The following is a 24,077-nucleotide window of genomic DNA, read 5'->3' on the forward strand; positions in this document are numbered from 1 at the left end:
CTTACAGGTTCTGGAACAGGATCTGAGTCATTTCCTGCGATACCTGAATGGTCTTTGCGTTGGCCTGGTAGTTACTCTGGGCCGACATCAAGCCAACCATCTCGCTGGTCAGATCCACGTTGGAGTTCTCGTACATACCGGTACGCAGTGCACCTAACTGACCCGTACCCGGCGCACCTGTCAGTGGAGCACCCGATGCAAACGTCTGGGTCCATGCGGTACCGCCCGCCTGCTGCAAACCTTCCTGATTAGGGAAGCGCGCAAGGGCAATCTGGCCTTGTTGTTCAGTCTGGCCGTTCGAGTAACGGGTATACACAGAACCATCAGTGTCGAAGTACCAACCCGCAAGTTTACCCGGTGCATAACCGTTCTGGGTGTTCTTGTTCACGGTGAACTCACTACCAAACTGAGTAACATCATCAACATGCAACTTCATCGCCAGTTCGCCCGCACCGTTTTTCGGTTTGAAGGAAACCGCCATATCATTGCTGCTGGTCAGCTTACCGTCTTTATCAAACGTCAACGAAGCCTTACCGTCAGTAGGTGCTGTTGGTTTTTCGCCATCAACACGGTAGTGCACATCCCACTGATTCTCGCCGGTCTTGACGTAGTACTGGGTCATCTCATGCTCGCCACCTAATGAGTCGTAAACGGTAGTGGTAGAGCTAGAGGTGAACGTTGTCGGGTCTTCTGGGTCGAACGGCGATTTAGCCTGATCGATAACCGCCGACGTCGCATCCAGGTTCAGGCCCAGCTGAATATCGCTACTTGGCTTGGCTGGCATATCACCGGTTCCGATTTGCAAGTCACTCAACGAACCTGTCTGCAGGTTGCCGGTGGCAGTTACGCCATAGCCTTGCAGACGGCTGCCGTCGCTGGCTACCAGGTAACCATCGGCATCCATGCTGAACACACCGTTACGGGTATACATGTTCTGGCCGTTAGCCTTAACCATGAAAAAGCCCTCGCCGTTGATCGCAAGGTCACCGTTACGGCCGGTCGGGGTCGTGGTACCGGTAACGAAACTTTGACGAACCGCAGAAACCTCAACACCGTTCATCTGGCCACCGCCGAACTCCGGCGCGTAGATATCCTGAAATTCGGTACGTGACGACTTGTAGCCCGCTGTATTCACGTTGGCGATGTTGTGGCTGATGGTGTTCATCTGCTCACTGGTAGCGCGCAGGCCGCTCAGGCCGACATTAATAGACATTTGTATGCTCCTTGTTATATTTGATTATCAGGCTGTGATTTCGCGCATGTCGTACATCGACATGGTGCCCACGCCTTTCAGGCTAAGCAGAATTGCGCCACCATCGGCAGGAATATTGACCGACTCAACGTCAGCCGCAATCATCATTTTCTGGGTCCAAGCCTCGTCACCCTTCTCGGCCACGACCTCGAAGGAATACTCGCCACTGCCCAGATCATCACCCTCAATCTTGAACTCGGACATACCCGAGCCTTGTGGGCCAAGCTCAATCTTGTCGACCACTTCGCCTTTGTCGTTGTAAACCATCACTGTGGCCTTATCGACAGGCTTATCGAACTTAACGCGACCTTCCAGCGTCTGGTTCTCGCTCACTTCAAGCTCACCGTTGACTTCCATCAACACCTTCTTGCCAACCAAGTTGGTCGCCTGAAGCATCTCTACGTTGGTCATGCCGATGTTGAGGTTTGCCAAACCAACCTTGACCCCTTCCAGACTCTCTACCGCCGACATCATCCCCAACTGGGTCAGGTACTGGGTACCGTCCGTCGGGTTGAGCGGGTTCTGGTTCTTGATCTGAGCCACCATCATGGTCAGAAAACTGTTGCTGGTTGGCACCTGGCCATTTTGCTTTACATTCTGCTCCGATGCGGTATGCACCGGCTCATGGCTGTACTGGGCCGTTGTTTTTACCTGCGCTAAGCTCATTGCTTCTCCTAGCTAGTTTGACCAAGGCGCAAAATGCTTTGCTGCATGCTGCGGGCACGGGTCATTACGTCAACGTTTGTCTCAAAGCTACGCGATGCCGCCATCATGTCAGCCATCTCCTCCACGACATTGACCGTCGAATAGAAGACATAGCCTTCTTTGTCGGCTTTCGGGTGGTTAGGCTCATAGCGGCGGTGCAACGGCTCGTCACTTTCCACCACCGAATCCACTTTCACCTTGGCGCCCGGCGTACCGTTATCCAAATCCATCATCACGGTCGAGAACACCGGACGCTTGGCGTGATAGCCCTCCGCGTCAGATCCTGCAACCACATCGGCATTGGCCATATTGCTCGCCACCGTGTTCAAACGGATGGTCTGCGCCGTCATGGCCGAACCGGCAATCTCATAAATACTTGAAAATGACATGCTTACTGCCCGTTAATCGCCTTTTTCAGGCCGCTGAGTTTCATATTGAGAAAAGTCATGCTGGTTTCGAATGCCATCGCATTACCGGCAAATTCCGCCTGCTCGACACCGAGCTCAACGGTGTTTCCATCCTGTGAAGGCTGCTGCGGCAGCCGGTACATCAATTCGTGTTCCACATTCTGGTGACGGCGGGCAAGGTGCTTGTGGCGCGATGCCGATGCCGCTTCTTCCATCGCCTGGCTGAAACTGATATCCCGCGCCTTGTAGTGCGGGGTATCCACATTGGCCAGGTTACTCGCCAACACTTTTGCGCGTTGTGTTCTAAAGGCCAATGTATTAGGGTGTACCCCCAGGGCCTGTTCAAAATCGATTGCCATCAGCTCGCTGCCTCCAATCATTGAAGGCGGGTTAATGCACTTATCATGCCAACTTTATCCTAAAGCCGTATCAGGCACTTAACACCAAATGACGATCAGGAATGACACAATGCGGAACTCCTACTTCCGCACAGGAACACCCGGCCTTGCCGGACTATACCTATTGCTGTCAGGTATTGCCTTTCCGGTGCAAGGCCATCCGCTGCAACAGCAAGTCGAGCGCTACCTAACCAAGCAGGTCAGCCAGTATGCCCGCACGGTAGGAAGCCGGGACTATCGTATCGATATCAAGCCGATTGACGTGCCCGCCCCTTGTGGAAAACCCATCTCGCTCAGCATGAACCGAGCCGAACGGCCGCTAGGCCGGGTGACGGTCACCGCCGAGTGTCACCAGCCGAAATACTGGAAGACACGGGTTCGTGCCGATGTAGATGTTTTCCTGCCGCTGGTCACCTTGCGCCGCAATGTCGATCGGGAGCAGGTACTCAGCAGCAAACACCTCATACTGCGCCGAACGAGCCTGAAATCCCTCAGGCTGGGGTACTTTACGGCCATCGCCAAAGTCAGCGGCAAGCTCAGCAAGCGGAAATTAAGTGCCGGCACCGTGCTGACCCCAAGAATGATCGAGCTGCCAACCTTGATCAGACGGGACGATATGGTCACAATCAGGGCCAAGCGCGACAGCTTTACCGCCAGCATGAAAGGCGTTGCGTTAGAAGATGGACAGAAAGGGGAGCGGATTCGGGTACGCAACCAGTCGTCGGGGAAAACCATCACCGCGACAGTTAAGTCGGCCAATATCGTAGAGACAACTTTTTGACTCTTTCATCTTAAGATCGCTTAAGGGGTGGTCGCTAGTTCAAAATAGACCCGTAGCCCACCGATACACAGGCAACGAAAATGATTGGAAAAGTAACGTTCAACACCCAGCCGACACTTCGGCCGACCAGCGCAGCCGAGGCAAAACCCGCCTCTGACGTAGCGCCGGCAAAAAACAACCTGTCACCAATGCAGCAGGCCAAGCATGATGCCGCCCAGCACAGCGATGTGGACATGGACAAAGTCGCCGCGGCCAAAGCCCTACTACGCAGCCGTGACAACAGCGTCAACCTCGACAGCCTGGCTGACAAAATGCTCGACTTCTACCAAGGCGATGCGTAATGAGCAACCATAGTGCAGCCATCAAACAGCTGCTGACGGAGCTTTCTCGCGATGTGAAGGGCTACCAGCAACTGTCTGCCAAGCTCAAGCAACAGCATCAACTGCTGGCCAACCGGGACAGTCGTACCTTGCCTGCGCTCAATGACGAGCTAAACGCTCTGATGGGGGATCTATATCGCCATGCCCAGCAAAGGACACAGGTTCTGGAAAAAATGGGGCTGAGCCCAGATGATAGCGGGATGCAGCGCCTGTTCAAAGCCCTGCCTGCCACCCTCGGTCAACAGGGGCAACAGTTGTGGCAACAGCTATTTCAGCTGACCCAAGAGTGCCAAGAGCTCAACAACCAGAACGGTCGCCTGCTGGCACGCCACAAACAGATGATCGACAAACTGCTCAAACCCGAGCAGCAGTACTGCTACGGGCCGGGGATCTAACGGCCCGCTTATCCACGACACCACAAACCGTTCGCAATAGACCGCTCATGGATCGCTAGCGGCGGCGCATAAAGCGCTGCATAGCCAGCTCATCCAACATTTTCTGCTCCTGCTTGTCACGACGGGACTGCAATGCCGACTCCCGCTTGGTGATCAGACTTTCACCCATCTTGACCTGACGGTGCTGGTTGACAAGCCGAGTACTGACACTGCGCATCTCCACTTCCGTCAACGCCATTTCCTGACGTTGAAGCTTCACCAAGTTATCGACCTGATGGCGGAAACGCCCGATCCCCTTGAGCAACAATGCCGAGGTCTCCACGCCATGACCCAAGGAGTACTGCCCCGGCAGACTCTCAAGCAATTCAAGGCGTTGCTGGTGAGCGTTGTATTGCTGCTGCAACTGGCCCTGATTCTGCTTGAGCTCGTCGAACTTGCCTTCCTGCTGACGCTGCCAGGTTTGAAGTACCGCTAACCGGCGCATCAGAACTGTCCTCCAGACAACTGCAACAACTGCATTTGACTATCTTCCAGCGTCACCTTCTCGTTCATCTTCTGTTGCAGGAACTGACAAATCATCGGATAACTCTGAACGGCCAAATCCAATTGGTGATCCTGCCCCGGATGGTAACCACCGAGCGAAATCAAATCCTGAACCTGACGGTAACGGCTGTAAAGCTGCTTGACCCGCTGTGCCTGAGACAGCTGCTCAGGGCTCACCACCTGCGGCATTGCACGGCTGATCGACTGCTCGATATCTATCGCCGGGTAGTGCCCCTGCTCGGCAAGCTCTCGGTTCAGAACGATATGGCCGTCGAGGATAGCTCGTGCGGCATCGGCAATCGGATCTTGCTGATCATCACCTTCTGACAGAACGGTATAAAAAGCCGTGATCGACCCCCGCTCGGTCGCACCATTACCGGCCCGCTCCACCAACTGCGGCAGCAAGCTGAACACCGAAGGCGGATAGCCCTTGGTTGCCGGCGGCTCGCCGACGGCCAACGCGATCTCACGCTGGGCCTGCGCATAGCGGGTCAGCGAATCCATCAAAAGCAGCACGTCATGACCCTGATCGCGGAAATACTCGGCGATCCGGTGACACAGTACCGATGCGCGTAAACGCATCAATGGCGGATCATCGGCCGGGGAGGCAATGACCACGGCATGCTTCATGCCATCTTCGCCCAATGAGTGCTCGATGAACTCTCGAACCTCACGACCACGCTCGCCAATCAGCCCCACCACGGTAATTTCAGCCGTCGTGTTGCGGGTCATCATGCCCAGAAGGACACTCTTACCCACACCCGAACCGGCAAACAGGCCCATACGCTGGCCCTTGCCAACACTGAGCATGCCGTTGATGGCACGGACACCAACATCAAGCTGACGTGAAATCGGCAGACGCTTGAGCGGGTTGATAGACTCGCCCTGCAAGTTGATCCGGTGCTCTTGGGTAAAAGCACCTTTTTCGTCCAGCGGCTCGCCAAGGCCATTGAATACCCGGCCCAGCATACCGTAGCCGACGCTGATCTTGCTGTCGCCATGCAGCGGCAGCACGCGGCTGCCCGGGCGCAACCCCGTCGCATGTCGAATAGGCATCAGTACCGAGGCGTTGCGGTCAAAACCCACCACCTCAGCTTCGATATAGTCGCCCTGATCCGTTTCCACCATGCAACGCTGCCCGGTGGACAGGCGGCATCCCACCGCCTCCATCGTCAGACCAGCCATCCTCACCAGACGCCCGTAGGTGCGGGCCACCGGCACATCTGGCACCCGATCCATGGCCATACTCAGTTTGGTGGCAAGTTCTTCGGATAAATTACGCATCAGCTAACAAAGTATCCTTTACCACATCCATACACGCCGCCAATCGCTCTTCGCTGTCAGCCAATGCTTCAGAGTCACTGGTCACGACACGGCAACTACCGATAGCCAGGGTATCATCGGCAATCAGGTTCCACGCCGCCACCTGCTCAGGTACCAACTCGGTCAGACGCTGACTGTCCTGCGGATTCAAATAGACCTTGAGATCCGGCTTGTGATCGGGCAACTGAGCGAGGGTTTCCTCAATCAGATTCACCAGCTGGCTCGGCTGCAATGCCAATTCGGCACGAATTACCTGACGCGCGACTTTCATCACCAAATCACACAGCATTTCGCTCTGCTGCTGAACATGCTGATGGAAGGCCAGCTGGATCTGCTCCATAAGCTGGTTGGTCGACTGCACCACGCCTGCCACTTGCTGGCTGGCTTGCTGCATACCTTCCTGCCGGCCTTGCTGGCGGCCCTGCTCGAGCCCCTGAACCTGACCGGACTGAAGCCCTTGGTTCATGCCGTCCTGATAACCTTGCTCATGGCCTTTTTGCAGGCCATCTTGGAAACCGTTATTGAATTCGTCCTGGTAGGAACCACCCTCATCACCAAACAGGTCATCGTCAGGCGCATCAACCAACGGCGGGTAGTGGTAGTTGCGAAAACCACCCAATCCCGGAGTAATTACCGTCACGGACTGATCTTTTCTCATTATTCCACCACCGGTTCACTGAACAGCTGCAGCTCGACCTCACCCTGCTCGGCAAGCTGGCGCAGCAACTGCACCAACTGATCTCGGGCTTCCTCGACGGCGCTGATACGTACTCGTCCCTTACCTTCAATGGCCTCGCGCAAGTATTGCGCGGCACGTTTAGGCATAGTGGCAAAGATACGGTCAAGCAGCTCGGCATCTGCCCCCTTGAGCGCAGTCGCCAGCATGTCCTGATCGGCTTCGGTCACCAGACGGTCCAAGGTCTCTTCGCTCTGGCGAAGCAGCAGGCTAAAGTTGTACATCTTGGCCTCTAGCTTGCTCACCAACTCTGGGTCCAGCGTACGCAAACCGTTAAGCACGGCCTCGCTACGGCGGCCCTCAAGACGGTTGATGATTTCGGTCGCCTTCTGGGTACCGTCGATCATGGTACTGTTCTGTTGGCCGACCTGAGCAAGGAACTTCTCGAGAAGCACCTGCACCTCATAAATCATATCCGGGTGAATCTCGTTGAGGTTCGCCAGTCGGTACAGCAAATCATCGAGCCCTTCGGATGGCAGCAAGCCCAACAGCTTGGTCGCCACTTCAGGATCCAGATAGGCCAAAAACACGGCCTGCATCTGCGGGTGCTCACCGGCGATCAGTTCTGCCAGCTTGTTCGGCTCCAGCCACTGCAGACGCTGCAAGTTATGCTTGAGCGAATCACCATAGATCGAGTCCAGCAACGGCTGGGACAATGACTGCCCCAGCGCCTTGTTCAGGGTGCGCTCCAGATAATTGCGCGATGCCCCGGAGATCCCCGATTCAGTCCGAAAATCCTCAAAGAAACGGCGGAATACCGCTTCTGCCTGATCTTTCTTGACCGCCGGGATCCCCGCCATTGCAATTGACAACTGGCGTACCTGCTCGCGCTCCAGCTGCTGCAGCACATTCGCTGCAGCATCTTCGCCCATGCTAAGCAGCAAAATAGCTGCCTGTTCAATGTCCGATTTAATCTCAGTTGTCTGCATCTTTCGGTGTGATCCATTGTTTTACAACATGCGCAACGCGCTCGGGTTCTTTCTCTGACAGCATCTGCAAGTAAGAAGACTGTACTTCCAAGCCAGTCTCAGGACTTGGCAGATCCGCCAAAATGCTCTCTCGTTCCACCACCGGGCTCATGGAAATCGTTCCAGCTTCCACGGCTTTCGCAACCACCTCTTCGGCGCTGATCTTGGCCTTGCTCTTACCTTCGCCGTCGGTTTCGCTTTCCAGCGCATCGGCATCATTACCGTCCTTGGCGGCCGGCAGCGTCTTGCTGTTGGCTGCTTTGGCCAGTGGCTGCGCTTCAGTGTTGTTGCCCTTTAGCAGGCGCATCAACGGACGGACTACGACCAGCAGGATCACCAGTGCCACGATCGCCGATAGCAGATAACGCAGGTACTCTAGCCAAATTGGCTGCAGCCACCATTCCGGATTGGCATCAATCGCGGCATTGTCCGCTTTGCTGAACGGGAACACGTTAATGCTGATGCTGTCACCACGATCAGCCGTCAGGCCCAGCGCATTACCCAACATCACCTTGATATCGTCAAGCTGCTGCGGCGTGTAGCTGTCAGCCTTGCCGTTAATCACCACCGATACACTCAGTCGCTCCATCGCACCTTGCTGGTACTTAACATGCTTGAGAGTACGATCGACCAAATAATCACGCGATGACTCACCGCGCTCGTTTTGCATATTCGGATCTTTTTCCTCGTCCTCTTCCGGCGGACGGTTACTCAATGCCCCAGGAACACCTTTGGCATCTTTACCCACTTTGCGGTCATAAGACGAGAACTCAGAGCGCACTACGCCTTCTGGGGCATAGCTTTCTACTGTCGATTCAGTACGGTCAAAGTTAATTTCAGCCGCGACTTCTACTCGGAAATTATCCAGACCCACCATCGGCTGCAGCATCTTAGCGGCACGATCAATGTAGGTTTGCTCAAGGTTGTCACGGTATTTCAGATAAGCGGCATTGGCCTGTCCACCGTGTCCCTGCCCTTCCTGCGACGACAGCAAGTTACCATGCTGGTCAATCACATTGACGCGATCCGGCGGCAGGTCAGTCACGCTGCCTGAAACCAAGTTGACGATCGCAGCCACCTGATGCGGTTCCAAATGCTTGCCCGGCAACAGAGAAATCACCACCGATGCTGATGCCTGCTCTTTATCGCGGCGAACAAACAACGTCTGCTTGGGAATAGCAAGATGCACCCGGACATTACCCACTGCATCAATCGCCATAATGCTGCGGGCCAACTCGCCTTCCAGACCGTGGCGGTAACGGGCATTTTCGATAAACTGACTGGTGCCTAGGCTGGCATCCAGCGCCAGAATTTCAAGACCAGTCGGCAACTGGGCCTTTACCCCAGCAGCTGCCAACGCCATACGCGCCTTGCCAACCGAACTGCGCTCGACCATCACCTGGCCCTGCTGCGGTTCGATGTAATAATCCATGCCGTTTTCTTCAAGCACGGCTATAACCTGTGCCCGGTCAAACTGCTCATGCTCGCCATACAATGGCCGGTACTGGCTGTTACTCTGCCACAGGGCGATCACGACAACCGCGGTTACAATCGCGGCAACCAATACCAATACCATCAGGTTACGCAAGGCCGGAGAGCGCGCGGCCATCCCCGTGTTGCCCATGCCTGTGCTACCCATGCTGGCCAATTTACCTAGCCGCTGCTTAATCATTTCTGCCACCGAACAGCCCCTTAAACCGGCATTCGCATAACGTCGTCATAAGCTGTCAGCAGCTTATTACGCACTTGTACCATTGCAGAAAAAGACAGGCTTGCTGTCTGACTGGCAACCATCGCACCGACAAGATCATCGCTCTGTCCCAGATCAACCGCAGTCATCTTGGCAGAAGCCTGCTGGCCCTTCTGATCCACATCCTTAACCATATCAGTAATGATCTTGCCAAAATCGACCTGCTTATCCGCACCGGCAGATAAAGGGTTAGCCGCAATCTGCAGCGGTTCTGCAAACTGAATCTGTGCCTGGATTTCGCTCATCTGGCTCAGCGGTAGCTGCATGTTCATGATTTTGTCTTGCATTATTCGGTCTCAGTTCTCAATGTGGGCTTAGTTGATCAGGGTTTGCTCGGCCGTACCGTCGGTACCTGCCAGCAATTTTTCTATATCCACCCCCTGCTCGCGCATGGTTTGGATCTTGTAGCGAAGCGCACGAGTGGTCACGCCCAACTCCTGCGCCGTTTTGTTTCTATGGCCATTAAACCGCTTCAAAGTCGCGATGATCGTCTCAAACTCGGCCTGCTTGCGGCTTTGCTGCAAGTTCAGGGGTTGCGTCTCTTCATCGACATTGCCCAGCACGGCCATCGGCTGAGATGCCGTAGCCATCATGGCTGGCAGCATCAGCTCTTCCTCACGAATCAAACAGCCCCGGCTCATCACCAGGGCGCGTTGTACTACGTTATCTAGCTCGCGGACGTTTCCGGGCCATGGGTATTCACGCAATCGCTGCTTGGCAGCCTCGGTGAACATGCTCGTCCCCTGAGGCTGATGGCACTTCAGCAAGTGCTTGGCCAGCGGCACAATATCTTCAGGGCGCTCACGCAGCGGCGGGCAGGTCAGTGGAAAAACATTGAGACGGTAATACAGATCCGTTCTAAAACGTCCCTCCGCTACCGCGCTTTCCAAGTTTTGGTTGGTCGCTGCCAGCACCCGAATATTGAGTTTGATCTTCTGGTGGCTGCCCAGACGCTCCACTTCACGCTCTTGCAATACCCGCAGCAGCTTAGTCTGCAGCGTCATCGGCAACTCGCCGATCTCGTCGAGGAACAAAGTACCGTTATTGGCCATTTCCAGCTTGCCGGCATTGGCACTCACTGCGCCGGTAAATGCCCCCTTGCTGTGACCGAACAAAATCGATTCGATCATCGTTTCGGGAATAGCCGCACAGTTTATTGCAACAAACGGGCCATTTTCGCGAGCTGAAGAACGATGAATGAACTGGGCAAGTACCTCTTTGCCGGTGCCGCTCTCGCCGTTAATCAACACAGAGGCATCGGTCTGAGCGACCCGTTGGGCTAACTGGAACAACTGACGACTCTGCTCTGACTCCGCAACCACTTGAGATGATTGCGTTTTCATGACGGCCATACGTTGCAAAAGCTGATTCAAGTGATGGGCTTCAAACGGCAACAGCAGGTAATCCATCGCACCTTTTTTCAGGGCGCGAGTCACCTGCGCCGCCTGATGAACTTCCGACAGAACAACGACAGCACTGCGGCAATCCTGCCAATGCAGCTGCTGGATAATTTCAGCAGCTTCGACACCCTCGCCGAAAATTGCCGGGATCAGCACCATATCCCATTGCTGCTCGGCAACCTTTGCCAAACACTCAGGTAGGCTAGTCACCCACTCAATGTTCAAATCTGCTGCAATCGATGACGCCAACACCTGCTCCAACGCCTCATGGCGAGGATGGAACAGCAGAATGCTCTTTTGCCACATAGCTTGTGCCCCTACTGTTGTACGACCCGGACTCTAATCCGCCCCTTGTCTGCTGGCTGACCCTTCTCCTTAGGGTAGCGTCCACCATGGACCCGGACGCTGATCAACTTCGGCGAAACGCCTCTCTCGATCAGTAATGATGCCAGTTCATCCGCAATCTCTTTTGACTGACGCAACTTGATACTGTTGCGAGCGTTACTGTTCATGTAACCGTCAACCAATACCTTTTTGATGTTGCCTTTGGCTTCGATATAACGGGCAATGCCGTCCAATCGCATCAGGTCAAGCTCTGACAACTTGGTAGAATAAGGGGACAGGAAGAAGGTATTGTCCCTGACTTGGCTAAAGCCCATCGGCAACAAACGGTTCTGGCAAGCAAGAAACTCATCTGATGCACGGGTAAAGCGCACATTGCTGACCTCGATATTGGCCGCACCGCTAGCGACACTGATCGCCACATTGAGCCAATGACCCTGCATTAACTGCTCAAACATCGGGGCAGCATTATTAATCACCATTTTGCTGGTAATCCCGGAAACAATTGCCGATCCCACCCCTTCGAGCTCGAAGGGGGCGAAGTTTTCCCAAGCCGGCGGCATCACATGCAATGCAATGAAATACGTATCTTGCTTAACGCGATTACTGCTAAGTTGGAAAGACAACGGTTTGCCAGCTTGCAAATTAAATGACAGAGTACCAAAGCCCTGAACAGGCTGGCTCAACGTACATTCAGTTGCGCTACCGGTAAATGTCCATGTACTGTCTTCTAGGCTATTGTGCCATTTAACCAACGTTGCTTGAGACGCAACTGAATATAGCAATAGAAAACATGCCAGTACCGCCTGGATATACATCAACCACACCCACTTACAAATATAAGTTAGCCACTAAAGAAATCGGGAAAAATACGTCATCGTCCAAGATAAATTTTTCACGCCGTTATTATAAAAAACTTTAATGCATACACCTTCTAGGAAGCCATTCCATTATGGCATTCTTGAGGTGCATTTTGGCATGGTATTAATATAATAATATCCATACCAAAGAGAAATAGTGCACTATGAGAAAACACTATAGGTCAAGTGTCAACTGCCAATAAATCCTCAACGCGAATTTATTGACGCCATATTTTTGACGCGCTAGGGATAGGGCAATAATTACTCTTCGTGGAAAAAACACTAATAAGAGTGAAACTATTTTCATTACCACAATACCAGAGTAATATAATAAGGTAATTGGTTTTGGTGCCGCTAATTCCAATTAATAATATACTAAATTACATGGTTACTCGATAGTGGTTATTTTTTGACCGTATTGAGTATAAAAATTACAGCGATTTTAATCTTGGGCAAAAGATCAATTTTTTTTGCCACATTAATTAGTAAATATCTCTGCTTTAATTATAATCACCCATCCGCGCCGTGACCTTGAATGTCTTTAGGAATAAAGCCAGTCAGGTATTAAACCAAAAACCACTAGTAGAATAACTGTCACGATAATGAAGCTAACCCATAAGAGCAAAGTTATTGCCAGCCCTGACCAAGCCGACATCCGTGATTTCGACTTGGCGAGCCCAGAGCATCGAATTGGCGCCCTACAGTCGATCATAGATAACATCGGCAAGCAGTTTGAGCGCTTGGCACGACATGCCTTCCATAACCTGCTTCGCCAAAAGACAGATTTCAAACTGGTCCAGCAAGACACCTTGAAATTGCAGGAGTACCTCCAGCAATTGAAGAAGCCTTCAGTGTACCGTGAGTTCATGGTGACGCCGCACGACCTGCATGGCACCATTGCCATCGAAGGTGAGCTGCTGTTCTACATGGTTGATCTGTTTTTTGGAGGCAACGGCCGCTCAAGTGCCCGCCACCAAGAATTCAGTGACACCGAGCTTCGCTTGGTTGAACGCTTCTTTACAACATTGCTCCACCAGTTCTCAACCAGCTGGCACAGCATCACCGACTGGAACAGCCAGCTTCAGGCCAAAAACACCCTGAACCTGTTCAGTCCGATCCAGAACAACCAGCTGTACCAGGTATGTCGCTTCAATATCGAAATCGGCAACCAAAAATCTGGCTGGCTGGAAATTTCACTGCCTTTTGCCGGATTGGACTTCCTTCGCGATCAGCAGTGTCAGACCGCTGACATCGATACCGATCCTGAGCTACAGGCGCGTATCCAGCAGAAAATCTGTCAGGCACCAGTCCGACTACACTCGACCTTGGCCGAGCGTCGCTTGAACTTGGGACAGGTCATGGATCTCCGCCCGGGTGACGTCATCCCGGTAGAGCTTCCGGAGCAGGTAACGGTTCGAGCTGGCAGTACCCCGCTTTTCAAGGCTCGGGTTGCCGAAAACAACGCGAGCCTCGTTTTGCAGATCCAACACATTATTAACCCATCCTAGGTAGACCCATGTCTGAAAATATTGATGATTTGAAAATTGACCTTGATGATATCGATCTTGGTACCCTAGAGCAGAACATGCCTTCCGAGGCCAATGGCCGTTCCGCCCAAGACATGAGCTTTATCCGCAATATCCCAGTGAACCTGACGTTGGAAGTTGCAAGCACCGAACTGATGGTGGGCGATCTGATGAATGTTGGTCTGGGCACCGTTATCGAGCTCGACAAGCTAAGCGGTGAACCGATGGATGTTAAAGTCAACGGCACACTGCTGGGCCATGCCGAGGTTGTTATCGTCAACAACAAGTACGGCCTGCGCCTGATTGACGTTGTCGACGAAGGCGACATGCTCAAAGGGCTAGCCAAGTGAAACAATGGCGTCCTTTGCTAGCCGTTGGCCTTTTGCTCTTGTGCCAGCCGGTGCTGGCACAGGACATCCCACTGCTCAGTATGAGTGGTCCAGGCGGCCAAGAAGAAGTCAGCATCAAGCTGCAGGTTTTCCTGCTAATGACGGCGCTGGCTTTCTTGCCTGCCATGTTGCTGATGGTAACCAGCTTTACCCGTATCATCATCGTACTGGGTATTCTGCGCCAAGCCCTTGGTCTGCAGCAGAGCCCACCGAACAAAGTTCTGATCGGCATTGCGCTGACCCTGACCCTGTTTATCATGCGTCCGGTGATCAATACCATCTACCAAGATGCCGTCGTGCCTTTCCAAGCAGGCAAAATCACCCTGCAAGAAGCTGCCAATGCCGCAACGCCACCGCTCAAGACATTCATGCTTCAACAAACGCGTGAAACTGACCTTGAGCAGATCCTGCGAATTGCCAACGAACCAACACCGGACAACTATGACCAGCTCGACTTTCTGCTGCTCATGCCGGCCTTTATGTTGAGCGAGCTCAAAACGGCATTCCAGATCGGCTTCATGCTGTTTATCCCGTTCCTCATTATCGATATTGTGGTCGCCAGCGTACTGATGGCGATGGGTATGATGATGCTATCACCACTGATTATCTCGCTGCCGTTCAAGCTGATGATCTTCGTTCTGGTTGATGGCTGGGCAATGACAGTCGGTACCCTTAGCGCCAGTTTTGGCTGATCCAATCCGGAGCAGAACACCATGGGTTCAGAATTTGTAGCGACATTTTTTGGTGATGCCCTGCTGATCATTGTCAGCATGGTATCGGTCCTTATCGTACCGAGCCTACTTGTGGGTCTGGTTGTCAGCGTATTCCAGGCCGCAACCCAGATTAACGAACAAACCCTGAGCTTCCTCCCGAGGCTGCTGATCACCCTTGCCATGCTCGGTTTTGCCGGCCCGTGGCTACTGCGTACCTTGAGCGACCTGTTTACCCGGCTGTTTCTCAATATCCCACACCTTATCGGCTGACCATGTTCGATTTCACCGCAGCTGAATTTACCGCCTGGCTCGGCCAAATCTGGTGGCCGTTCGTTCGTCTGGGCAGTGCCCTGATGGCGATGCCGATCATCGGTGGCAGCAGTATGCCGGTCCAGATCCGGATCGGGCTGGCGATGCTCATCAGCATCATCGCGGCACCATTGATGCCTGCAATGCCACAGGTCGATCCCCTCTCAGCCCAAGCGATAATTTATGCCGGCCAGCAGGTACTGATCGGCGTCCTTCTCGGCTTACAGCTAGAATTGCTGTTCGCCGTCTTCACCACTATGGGCCAGATTCTATCCATGCAGATGGGTCTGGGCATGGCGATGATGAACGACCCGGTCAATGGGGTCAGTGTTCCGGCGATGGGTAAATACTACCAGCTCTATACGTTCATGTTGTTCCTGTCGCTGGACGGGCATCTGGTCGCGCTGGAAATTTTCGTCCGCAGTTTCGATGTCTGGCCGGTCGGCACGTTCATGAGTCAGGCAGCGCTGCAAACCCTTGTGCTGCGCTTTACCTGGATGATGGCTGCCGCCTTGCTGCTGGCATTGCCGGCCGTCACCGCCATGCTGCTGGTCAACGGGGCGTTCGGTATGATGAACCGCGCCGCGCCGCAGCTCAACGTCTTTGCCCTCGGTTTCCCGATGACCATGCTGCTCGGCTTGGTGTGCTTGTTGATTTCCAACTCCGGAATACCGGAAAACTTCGTTCAGCTGTGTAGCGAAACGCTTGAGCTGATGCGCTACCTAGAAGGAGGCGTCTGATGAGTGAGAGCAGTAGTCAGGACAAAACGGAACAGCCCAGTCAACAGAAAATCCGCAAGGCGCGGGAGGAAGGTAACCTCCCCCGCTCCCGCGAATTGGTCACTGCACTCCTGATCCTAGGCAGTGCCCTGCTTATCGGGGCGTTCTCCCGCGAGTTGGCCAGTATGTCCGTCTCCGTCAGCGAGCTCAATCTCTCGCTGGACCGCGAGGCAGCCTTCGATCCGGCCATGATGCTGGTTCACCTCGGCACCAGCGGTATCATCATGCTCAAGGCGATTGTCCCGATGCTGGCCCTGATGATGGCTATCTCTGTCTTGGGCAATGTGATTCGCGGCGGCTGGAACCTGTCTGGCAAGGCAGCACAACCGAAAATGTCGAAGCTCAACCCAATCAGCGGGATCAAGCGAATGTTCTCGGCCAAGTCGATGGTGGAGCTGATCAAGAGTATCCTCAAGGTCACCTTGATTGCCGGTACCCTGTACCAGCTGATCGACAGCAACCTAGACAAGATGATGGCGCTCCACCGCCTTCCGCTCAACAGTGCCATCGCTCAAAGTGTCGATATTCTGCTGTCCGGCCTGCTCAGCTTCGGCATTGCATTGCTGGTGATTGCGATATTGGAAATGCCCTATTCAAGCTGGGATTACACCAAACAGCTCAAGATGACCAAGCAGGAAGCCAAAGAGGAACACAAGAACACTGATGGTAACCCGGAAATCAAAGGCCGGATCCGCCAGTTGCAACGCCAAATGGCCCAGCGCAGGATGGTCAATACCGTCCCCCAGGCCGACGTAGTGATCACTAACCCGACCCATTACGCCGTGGCTCTGAAATACGATTTAACCAAAGCGAAGGCCCCCTATGTCATCGCCAAGGCTCTGGATCATAGCGCTCTGCAAATGCAGGGCATCGCCCGCCAGCATGAGATACCAGTGGTAGAGGTACCTCCACTGACGCGGGCCGTGTACTACTCCACCAACGAGTGGCAGGAAATCCCTGCCCCCTTGTATGTGGCTGTTGCCCATATCCTGACCTTCGTGTTCCAGATGGAGCAATACCGCAAGGGCAGGCAACCAAGCAAACCTGAGTTCCCAAGGATTTCAATTCCTCGGGAACTGCGCCGTTAACGGACATAAACTGAGACTATGAAACAAAAACTAGCCCCTGTTTTCAAGGCTCTGGCCAAAGGGCAGCTCGGGATCCCGCTGCTGCTGATGACCATCCTTGCCATGGTGATGCTGCCTATCCCGCCGATGGTGCTGGATATGCTGTTCACCTTCAACATCGTGCTCGCGCTGCTGGTGATGCTGGTCAGTGTCTACAGCCGCAAGCCGCTGGATTTCTCGGTATTTCCTAGCATCTTGCTGGTTGCTACCTTGCTCCGACTGGCACTGAACGTCGCCTCGACCCGTGTGGTACTGCTTGAAGGCCACCTCGGCGGCGATGCCGCCGGTAAGGTAATCCAGGCCTTCGGTGACGTGGTGATCGGCGGTAACTACGTAGTTGGTGCAGTGGTGTTCGTCATCCTGATGATCATTAACTTCGTGGTGGTCACCAAAGGTGGTGAGCGTATTTCCGAAGTAAGCGCGCGCTTTACCCTCGATGCGATGCCGGGCAAGCAGATGGCTATCGATGCCGACCTCAACGCCGGGATCATCGATCACCTTGCTGCCAAGACACGCCGTGAAGAAGTCGCCAAGGAAGCGGACTTCTACGGTTCAATGGACGGTGCGTCTAAGTTCGTCCGCGGCGATGCCGTGGCCGGTATGCTGATCCTGTTCATCAACATCATCGGCGGTATCAGCATTGGTGTGTTCCAGCATGGCCTGACCTTCGGCGATGCCTTCCAGACCTACGCCCTGCTGACTATCGGTGACGGCCTGGTTGCCCAGATCCCATCACTGCTACTTGCAACATCCGCGGCGATTATCGTGACCCGTGTTGCTGACAGCGACAACCTATCGGACCAAATCTCTAGGCAGGTGCTGGCTTCGCCAACCGTCTTGTTCGTGGTTTCAGGCATCATGCTGGTACTCGGCCTGATCCCGGGCATGCCGCACATGGCCTTCCTGTGCTTCAGTGCCGTGGTCGGTTTCGCCGGCTGGCGGATGCATACCTTCCAAGAGCCCGAGGTCAACAACGAAGATCTGCTACGCGCAGAGGAAATCGTTGAGCAAAACGTCCAGCCGGAAACCAAAGAGCTGGTCGTCAGCGACATCCCTTTTGTCCACGCCATGAACCTGAGTGTCGGCTACCGCTTGGTCAGCCTTATTGACCGCCAGCAAGGTGCCGAGCTGCTAAACCGTCTACTGGGTATCCGAAAGACCCTGACCGAGCAACGTGGTTTTGTGATCCCGCATATTCATATTCGTGATGATCTCGCCCTTGATGCCTGCCAGTACCAGATTATGGTACGCGGCGCCGTCGCGGTTTCCGCCGATGTCGAAATCGACAAGCTGCTGGCTATCAACCCGGGGCAGGTCTACGGTGAGGTCAACGGTATCATCACCAAGGATCCGGCCTACGGGATGGATGCGGTCTGGATATCGCCAAACGACAAAGACAAAGCCGTCAACCTCGGCTATACCGTGGTTGACCACGCAACGATTATCTCGACCCATGTCAGCAAGGTGATCAACGACCATATCGAAGACATTCTCGGCCCTGACGAGGTCAACGGTATCCTTGAGCGACTCAACTCGCTCAATGGTAAGCTCTCTGACGATCTTCAGCAGAAGCTGACCAACCAGCAACTGCTGCGGGTATTCCGCCAGCTAACCGTTGACGGCGTGCCGCTGACCGATATGGTGACCATTGCCAACTCGCTGGTCGAATCGGCCGAGCTGACCAAAGATCCGATCCTACTGGCCGCCGATGTGCGCTGTGTACTGCGCCGGGTGATCCTCAACAACCTGGTCGGAGCCCGATTGGACATCCCGGCCCTGACCCTGTCGGCCGAACTGGAAAACATCCTGCTCGGAGCCCTGAGCCAGGCCCAGTCCGGTGGCCATGTCCAGCTTGACGGCTTTACCCTCGAGCCTGGGGTTATCGAAAAACTCCAGCGCAGCTTGCCCGAAGCGCTCGACAACATGCGCCTCAACGGTTATCCGGCACTGCTTCTGGTTATGCCTCAGCTACGCCCGCTGCTGGCTCGCTATGCCCGGATCTGTGCCCGCGGCCTTCATGTGCTGTCGTTCAACGAGATCCCCGACAACCGCAGTATCTCGGTCGTCGGCCACCTCGGCTAACTCGCCCTGAAAAACACAAGGCCCGGCAAATGCCGGGCCTTGTTATATCAATGGCTCCCCATAAAGCGGCCCTTCGCCGAAGGCAGCCCGGCCAAATGCCTGCTACACCTGCCGAGTTGGAACCTGCCTGTTCAGCAACGCCCTTAGCTTAAGCGGCTTGACCGGCTTGCTGATAAAGGTAAAGCCGCGGCCCTCGATTGTCTCGCGCGTCAACGTCGTCCGGTCGGCGCTGATCACCACCCCGCGAAATATCGGCCCCAACCGCAAACTGCACTGCTGAAGTACTTGCAACCCGGTCTGGCAATTAGCCAGATGGTAATCGGTCAGCACCACCTCAGGCTGCCAGCCATCGTCAAGCCGGGCCATCGCATCCGCAACCGTTTCTGCCAGCCGGATCTCACATCCCCAACGCGACAGCAAGGTCTCCATCCCGATCAGAATATCCGGCTCGTTATCAACGCACAGAACCTTCAGGCCAGCCAGCGGTGCAATCTTAGGGGCCAGCTCCTGTGATGGCGCGGCAACATCGGACAAACAACCACGCCGGACCAACAACGAGAACACCGTGCCCTGTCCCGGCCATGATCGCAGCGACAATGGATGGTCCAGCACCCGGCTGATGCCACGGGCAATCGCCAGCCCGAGCCCCAACCCGTGCTCAGCGGTACTCTGCTCAATCCGGGTGAACTCCTCAAAAATATGCGCCTGTTTCTCTTCAGGGATCCCCGGACCGTTGTCCCACACCTCGATCTGCAGCCGCTGCCCACGCCGACGAGTCCCCAGCACCACCCGACCACGCGGATTATAGCGGAACGCATTGGTCAGGAAGTTTTGCAATGCGCGCCGCAACAACTTGGGATCGGACTCAATCACCGCCTTGCTGGCCACAACCTCAAACTGGATCCCCTGTGATTTCGCCAAGGCACCAAATTCGGCACTCAAGGTATCGAAAACCTCACTGAGCCGAAAAGGACGAACATTAACCGATAGCTTGCCGGCCTCAAGGCGCGACACATCAAGCAAGTCTCCAATCAAATCTTCCGCCGCGCCGAGCGCACTTTCGATATGGCGGGAGAGTGTCGCCGCCTCGCCGTCCACCGCCACCTCGGCCAACGACGACGAGAACAGCCGCGCCGCATTGAGAGGCTGCATCAGATCATGGCTGACCGCGGCCAGAAACCGCCCCTTTGACTGTGCCTGACGCTCCGCCTGCTGGGTGGCCGACACCAGTTGCCGGTTGAGGAGCTCCAGCTCGCTGGTACGCTGGCGCACTCGCTCTTCCAAGGTTTCATTGGCTTCCTTGAGTGCCTGCTCCGCATTGCGGAACTCGGTTATGTCCGTAAAACTCATCACAAATCCGCCGCCAGGCATCGGGTTGCCCTGCACTTCAATAACCTGCCCATCGGCACGGATCCGCGAGGAAGTATGGGCAGTTCCCCGCTTGAGGTGCTCCACCCGCTTGGCAACATGCGCTTCGGGATCGCCAGGTCCGCAGAGCCCAAGCTGGGCATTGTGGCGGATCACCTCGGCAATCGGCCTGCCGACCTGAATCAACCCCGCAGGAAAGGTAAACTGCTCAAGGTAGCGCTGGTTCCACGCCACCAGCCTCAACTGCTTGTCGACAACCGCAATACCCTGATTAATATGCTCAATCGCCCCTTGTAACAACCCCCGGCTAAAATCAAACAGCTCGGAAGCCTCATCAACAATGGTGGCGACTTCCTCGAGCTGCATCTTCCGTCCCTGCAGGGCCGAGGTCAGCACCAACCGTGCCGACGAAGCCCCGAATACCCCGGCTAGCACCCGCTCGGTATGGCGGATCAAGCCCGCCGGAGCCTGCATCTGCGGCTGGATCAGCACCTGATGCTGCTCGCTGTAGTGCTGGAAGGCCAAGCGAACCCGCTTTCGCCCGACAAAACGGGCCGCCAGCATTTCCAGCTCGGCAACCGTCACCCGGGTCTGGTACAGGCTGGCATCACCGTTTTCCGGTAACGGCGCCCCAACAAACGATGCTGCCTGAAGCCGTTCGGTGAGGGTCGAACGGGTCAACAGCGATACCCCGACAAACAGGGCAAGGTTAACCACCAGACTAAGCAGCATCCCCCAATCCACCATCGACAGACCAGCAAGGCCGGGTAGGCGTGGCGGCATCAGCAGCCACAGCAGGATGTTGCTCTGCGACGTCCCCGCCAGCATGTCAGTCTGGCCCATCATAGTCACCACCCAGATCGCAATACCGCCCAGCAACCCCGCGTAAACACCGTTTCTGTTCCCTTCGCGCCAATAAATCCCCCCCAGCAAGGCAGGGGCGAATTGGGCAATGGCCGCAAATGACAACCAGCCGATCGCCGACAGCGAGGGAATGTCGCCGAGAATACGATAGACCCCCCATGCCGCCAGCAGCAACAACAGGATCAGGCCGCGCCGTACATTGAGCAAAATACCGGAGAATGCCTGAAAGTTACGTCCGGTGACTTTCAGGCGGCGCAACAACAACGGCAGCACCAAATCATTGGAAACCATAATCGCCAAGGCGATAGTCGAGACAATCACCATGCCGCTGGCAGCCGATGTACCGCCGACAAAAGCCAGCAAGGCGATGCCATCCGCCCCCTGCATCAACGGCAGGTTGATCACATAGGTATCCGGCGAGATCGCTGGCAACCAAATCTGCCCGGCCAATGCCAACGGAATCACAAAGATCCCCATCAGCACCAAGTAGCCAGGAAATATCCAACGGGCCCGGTGGAGATCCTGCGCCCGCTCGTTTTCCACCACCGTGGTATGGAACTGACGCGGGAGGCAGATAATTGCCGCCATCGTGAACAAGGTGTGGATCAGCAAGCTACCGACATCTGGGGTATCCCATACCAGCAGATCTATCGCGGTTTGACCAAGCTGCGGGACATCGAGCAACAGGCCGACAGCAAAAAAACCAACGACCAAGAAGGCCGCCAGCTTCACCAAGGACTCAAAAGCCACCGCCATCATCATCCCGCGGTGGTGTTCGGTGGCATCGATATGCCGGGTCCCAAACAACACCGTAAATAGCGCCAATGCCAAGGTGACAACCCAAGCAATATCGACCGACCCGCCGCTTGCGGCGGATCCCGCAGGGGACAGCAGTTTTTCCCCCAGTGCCGGGGCAACCTGTTCAAGCCCGAGCGTGATCCCCCGTAGCTGAAGGGCGATATAAGGCAGAATCCCGATGACCGCAATCAGGGTCACCCAGACCGCCAGCCACTGCGACTTGCCGTAACGGGCAGCGATAAAATCGGCAATAGAGGTGATGTGCTCGCGTTTGGCTATAAGGATCAGACGGGCAATAATCCGCCACCCCAGCGTAAAGACGAGGATCGGGGCAAGGTAGATAGGAAGGAAAGACCAGACATCGCGGCTTGCTTGGCCGACAGTGCCATAAAAGGTCCATGAGGTGCAGTAAACCGCAATGGACAAGCTGTAGATCCATGGCCGCCATCGGGCCAGCCACTGCTTATGGCGGTCGCCATACCACGCAACCCCAAATAATAGGCCGAGATAGGCCAATGTCACGGGCACGACAAGCCATCCTTGTGCCATATATGCCATCCTTAGCAAATTGGTAACACGTTATTGATGTGACCCAGTGTAACCAAACCCCGGGCCACGACCAATCAGCAGGATCACAATTCTTCTTGTCGGCAACCCGCAACAAGGGGGAGCCAGCAGCAGGAAAGGCCTGTTAGCGATTCACCTCGGCAACCGCCTGCGGTGCGCGCTCAATCTTCATAAACAGCGCAGGGATCCCCATCACCGCCATCAGCCAGAAAATATCACCGCCCCACAACTCGAACAGCCAGCCGCTCAGTGCGGTCATCAGCGCCATAAAGGCCCCCATCGGCAAGGCGTTGTAAAGTGCCTGCAAGGCCACCATCTTGCTGTTGTCCGCCTGCTGGATATAGCGGATTGTCGCCAAGTGCGCCGCGGCAAACGTCACCCCATGCAGGGCCTGAACCGCAACCAGGATCGGCAGCTCAATCATGCTTGCCGTCATCCCCCAGCGAACCAGAACACCGACAGCCGCGAGACGGAACATCGCCATTACGCTCCACCCCGCAAACAACCGCTGGCTCAACGCAAACACGGCCACCTCTGCCACCACCGAGAAGCTCCACAGGTAACCAATCACATCTTCGCTGTAGCCCGCGCCCTTCCAGTAAATGGTACTGAAGCTGTAGTACGCAGCATGGCTTCCCTGCAGCAGGGCGATAATTGTCAAAAAGCGCAGTACCTTGGGATCCCGCATCAGGTGCAGCAAAGCCGGGCGGGGCTGGCTATGGCTGTCCGCATCGGATACCGGTACCACTTGTGGCTGGCGCATTGACAGCAACAAGGCCGCCATCAAACCGGCCAGAGCCACCCAAGGGATAACCGCAGGGCTGTAAGCCTTGGCCAAGACGCCCACCACGGTCGAACCGGCAATAAACGCAATCGACCCCCACAAACGGGTACGGCCATAGTCAAGATGCCCTTCCTTGGCATAGTAATTGGCCAGCGCATCGGAGAGCGGCACTATCGGCCCGACCATCATGTTATAGATGACCGTCATCGCCACCAGTGCCCATAGGCTGCCGCCACAGTAGATATAACCGATACAGCTAAGCAACGCCGCAAAACCGAAACCGCGCAGCGCTGGGATCAGGTGCTCAACCTTGTGGATCCGCGGTGTAAGTACCAAGTTAGCCATACAGCGAACGCCAAAGCCCAGACCGAGCAGCAAGCCGATGTCCGCAGGGCTGACCCCAAGATGGCTGAGCCACAGAGCCCAGAAAGGAAGATAGACACCATAATTGAAGAAAAAGCCGACCAGATACTGTGCGGTCCAGCCGAAGGGGCTACTACGAAACATGCCATGTCCTATTGGTAGAGTAGA

At 55.1% G+C, this 24,077-nt stretch carries 24 protein-coding genes; 10 read left to right on the top strand and 14 right to left on the bottom strand.

Features of this window, described 5'->3' with window-relative positions; genetic code table 11:
* Position 1 precedes the first annotated feature (1 nt).
* From flgE to flgB, 4 genes are read right to left on the bottom strand one after another with little or no spacing between them, the layout of a single operon-like run.
* Positions 2 to 1,213 carry a flagellar hook protein FlgE gene (gene flgE / locus ABT56_RS08245; protein WP_047878402.1) on the bottom strand — a complete coding sequence of 404 codons (1,212 nt, stop codon included), beginning with the start codon at positions 1,211 to 1,213 and terminating at the stop codon, positions 2 to 4.
* A 27-nt stretch (positions 1,214 to 1,240) separates the two neighbouring features.
* Entirely contained in the window at positions 1,241 to 1,918 is a 678-nt protein-coding gene (locus ABT56_RS08250) for a flagellar hook assembly protein FlgD (RefSeq protein ID WP_047878403.1), read from the bottom strand.
* Between the two features lie 8 nt (positions 1,919 to 1,926).
* The gene (gene flgC / locus ABT56_RS08255; protein ID WP_047878404.1) at positions 1,927 to 2,346 is read right to left on the bottom strand and encodes a flagellar basal body rod protein FlgC; all 420 of its coding nucleotides are present in this window, start codon (positions 2,344 to 2,346) and stop codon (positions 1,927 to 1,929) included.
* Positions 2,347 to 2,348: 2 nt separating this feature from the next.
* A complete protein-coding gene (gene flgB, locus ABT56_RS08260; RefSeq protein ID WP_047878457.1) occupies positions 2,349 to 2,723 on the bottom strand; it encodes a flagellar basal body rod protein FlgB in 375 nt (124 codons plus the stop codon).
* Positions 2,724 to 2,832: 109 nt separating this feature from the next.
* Here flgB and flgA point away from each other — a divergent pair, with 109 nt between their 5' ends.
* The 3 genes from flgA to ABT56_RS08275 all read left to right on the top strand — a co-directional run bounded on the left by flgA (position 2,833) and on the right by ABT56_RS08275 (position 4,318).
* The gene (gene flgA / locus ABT56_RS08265; protein ID WP_053062419.1) at positions 2,833 to 3,543 is read left to right on the top strand and encodes a flagellar basal body P-ring formation chaperone FlgA; all 711 of its coding nucleotides are present in this window, start codon (positions 2,833 to 2,835) and stop codon (positions 3,541 to 3,543) included.
* Positions 3,544 to 3,623: 80 nt separating this feature from the next.
* Positions 3,624 to 3,884, top strand: a complete 261-nt coding sequence (locus tag ABT56_RS08270) for a flagellar biosynthesis anti-sigma factor FlgM (protein WP_047878405.1) — start codon at positions 3,624 to 3,626, stop codon at positions 3,882 to 3,884.
* Entirely contained in the window at positions 3,884 to 4,318 is a 435-nt protein-coding gene (locus ABT56_RS08275) for a flagellar protein FlgN (protein WP_047878406.1), read from the top strand. Before ABT56_RS08270 ends, ABT56_RS08275 begins: the two co-directional genes overlap by 1 nt.
* A gap of 55 nt (positions 4,319 to 4,373) precedes the next feature.
* Here ABT56_RS08275 and ABT56_RS08280 read toward each other — a convergent pair whose 3' ends face one another.
* Genes ABT56_RS08280 through ABT56_RS08315 form a run of 8 tightly spaced genes read right to left on the bottom strand, consistent with a single transcriptional unit; the run spans position 4,374 to position 12,198 of the window.
* Complete coding sequence (locus ABT56_RS08280; protein ID WP_047878407.1) at positions 4,374 to 4,802, bottom strand: flagellar FliJ family protein; 429 nt, start codon at positions 4,800 to 4,802, stop codon at positions 4,374 to 4,376.
* On the bottom strand, positions 4,802 to 6,145 hold the full coding sequence (fliI, locus tag ABT56_RS08285; RefSeq protein ID WP_053062420.1) for a flagellar protein export ATPase FliI: 1,344 nt from the start codon (positions 6,143 to 6,145) through the stop codon (positions 4,802 to 4,804). Before fliI ends, ABT56_RS08280 begins: the two co-directional genes overlap by 1 nt.
* On the bottom strand, positions 6,138 to 6,842 hold the full coding sequence (fliH, locus tag ABT56_RS08290; RefSeq protein WP_047878408.1) for a flagellar assembly protein FliH: 705 nt from the start codon (positions 6,840 to 6,842) through the stop codon (positions 6,138 to 6,140). The genes fliI and fliH overlap by 8 nt, the downstream gene beginning before the upstream one ends.
* A complete protein-coding gene (fliG, locus tag ABT56_RS08295; RefSeq protein WP_047878409.1) occupies positions 6,842 to 7,849 on the bottom strand; it encodes a flagellar motor switch protein FliG in 1,008 nt (335 codons plus the stop codon). Before fliG ends, fliH begins: the two co-directional genes overlap by 1 nt.
* Complete coding sequence (gene fliF, locus ABT56_RS08300; RefSeq protein ID WP_240478285.1) at positions 7,836 to 9,560, bottom strand: flagellar basal-body MS-ring/collar protein FliF; 1,725 nt, start codon at positions 9,558 to 9,560, stop codon at positions 7,836 to 7,838. Before fliF ends, fliG begins: the two co-directional genes overlap by 14 nt.
* A gap of 20 nt (positions 9,561 to 9,580) precedes the next feature.
* The gene (fliE, locus tag ABT56_RS08305) at positions 9,581 to 9,925 is read right to left on the bottom strand and encodes a flagellar hook-basal body complex protein FliE (RefSeq protein WP_047878410.1); all 345 of its coding nucleotides are present in this window, start codon (positions 9,923 to 9,925) and stop codon (positions 9,581 to 9,583) included.
* Positions 9,926 to 9,952: 27 nt separating this feature from the next.
* Complete coding sequence (locus ABT56_RS08310) at positions 9,953 to 11,344, bottom strand: sigma-54-dependent transcriptional regulator (RefSeq protein ID WP_084722196.1); 1,392 nt, start codon at positions 11,342 to 11,344, stop codon at positions 9,953 to 9,955.
* Positions 11,345 to 11,355: 11 nt separating this feature from the next.
* Positions 11,356 to 12,198, bottom strand: a complete 843-nt coding sequence (locus ABT56_RS08315) for an OmpA family protein (RefSeq protein WP_047878411.1) — start codon at positions 12,196 to 12,198, stop codon at positions 11,356 to 11,358.
* 644 nt (positions 12,199 to 12,842) lie between these two features.
* Between ABT56_RS08315 and ABT56_RS08320 the strand changes: the two genes are divergently transcribed.
* The 7 genes from ABT56_RS08320 to flhA are packed head-to-tail and all read left to right on the top strand — an operon-like array spanning position 12,843 to position 19,165.
* Positions 12,843 to 13,748, top strand: coding sequence for a flagellar motor switch protein FliM (locus tag ABT56_RS08320; protein WP_047878412.1), 906 nt, complete (start codon positions 12,843 to 12,845; stop codon positions 13,746 to 13,748).
* Between the two features lie 8 nt (positions 13,749 to 13,756).
* Entirely contained in the window at positions 13,757 to 14,116 is a 360-nt protein-coding gene (gene fliN, locus ABT56_RS08325; protein ID WP_047878413.1) for a flagellar motor switch protein FliN, read from the top strand.
* Positions 14,113 to 14,847: a flagellar type III secretion system pore protein FliP gene (gene fliP, locus ABT56_RS08330; RefSeq protein ID WP_047878414.1), complete on the top strand. Its 735-nt coding sequence runs from the start codon at positions 14,113 to 14,115 to the stop codon at positions 14,845 to 14,847. Before fliN ends, fliP begins: the two co-directional genes overlap by 4 nt.
* A 21-nt stretch (positions 14,848 to 14,868) precedes the next feature.
* Positions 14,869 to 15,138, top strand: coding sequence for a flagellar biosynthetic protein FliQ (locus ABT56_RS08335; RefSeq protein ID WP_047878415.1), 270 nt, complete (start codon positions 14,869 to 14,871; stop codon positions 15,136 to 15,138).
* 2 nt (positions 15,139 to 15,140) lie between these two features.
* Complete coding sequence (gene fliR, locus ABT56_RS08340; RefSeq protein WP_047878416.1) at positions 15,141 to 15,917, top strand: flagellar biosynthetic protein FliR; 777 nt, start codon at positions 15,141 to 15,143, stop codon at positions 15,915 to 15,917.
* Positions 15,917 to 17,044, top strand: coding sequence for a flagellar biosynthesis protein FlhB (gene flhB, locus ABT56_RS08345; RefSeq protein WP_047878417.1), 1,128 nt, complete (start codon positions 15,917 to 15,919; stop codon positions 17,042 to 17,044). Before fliR ends, flhB begins: the two co-directional genes overlap by 1 nt.
* Before the next feature lie 18 nt (positions 17,045 to 17,062).
* Entirely contained in the window at positions 17,063 to 19,165 is a 2,103-nt protein-coding gene (gene flhA, locus ABT56_RS08350; protein WP_047878418.1) for a flagellar biosynthesis protein FlhA, read from the top strand.
* Positions 19,166 to 19,267: 102 nt separating this feature from the next.
* Here the strand turns inward: flhA and ABT56_RS08355 are convergent, their stop codons facing one another.
* Positions 19,268 to 22,744, bottom strand: coding sequence for a PAS domain-containing hybrid sensor histidine kinase/response regulator (locus tag ABT56_RS08355; RefSeq protein ID WP_047878419.1), 3,477 nt, complete (start codon positions 22,742 to 22,744; stop codon positions 19,268 to 19,270).
* Between the two features lie 142 nt (positions 22,745 to 22,886).
* Positions 22,887 to 24,053: a 3-phenylpropionate MFS transporter gene (locus ABT56_RS08360; RefSeq protein WP_047878420.1), complete on the bottom strand. Its 1,167-nt coding sequence runs from the start codon at positions 24,051 to 24,053 to the stop codon at positions 22,887 to 22,889.
* Between the last annotated feature and the right edge of the window lie 24 nt (positions 24,054 to 24,077).

Origin of the sequence: Photobacterium aquae (genome assembly GCF_001029445.1) — a bacterium.
Classification (GTDB): domain Bacteria; phylum Pseudomonadota; class Gammaproteobacteria; order Enterobacterales; family Vibrionaceae; genus Photobacterium; species Photobacterium aquae.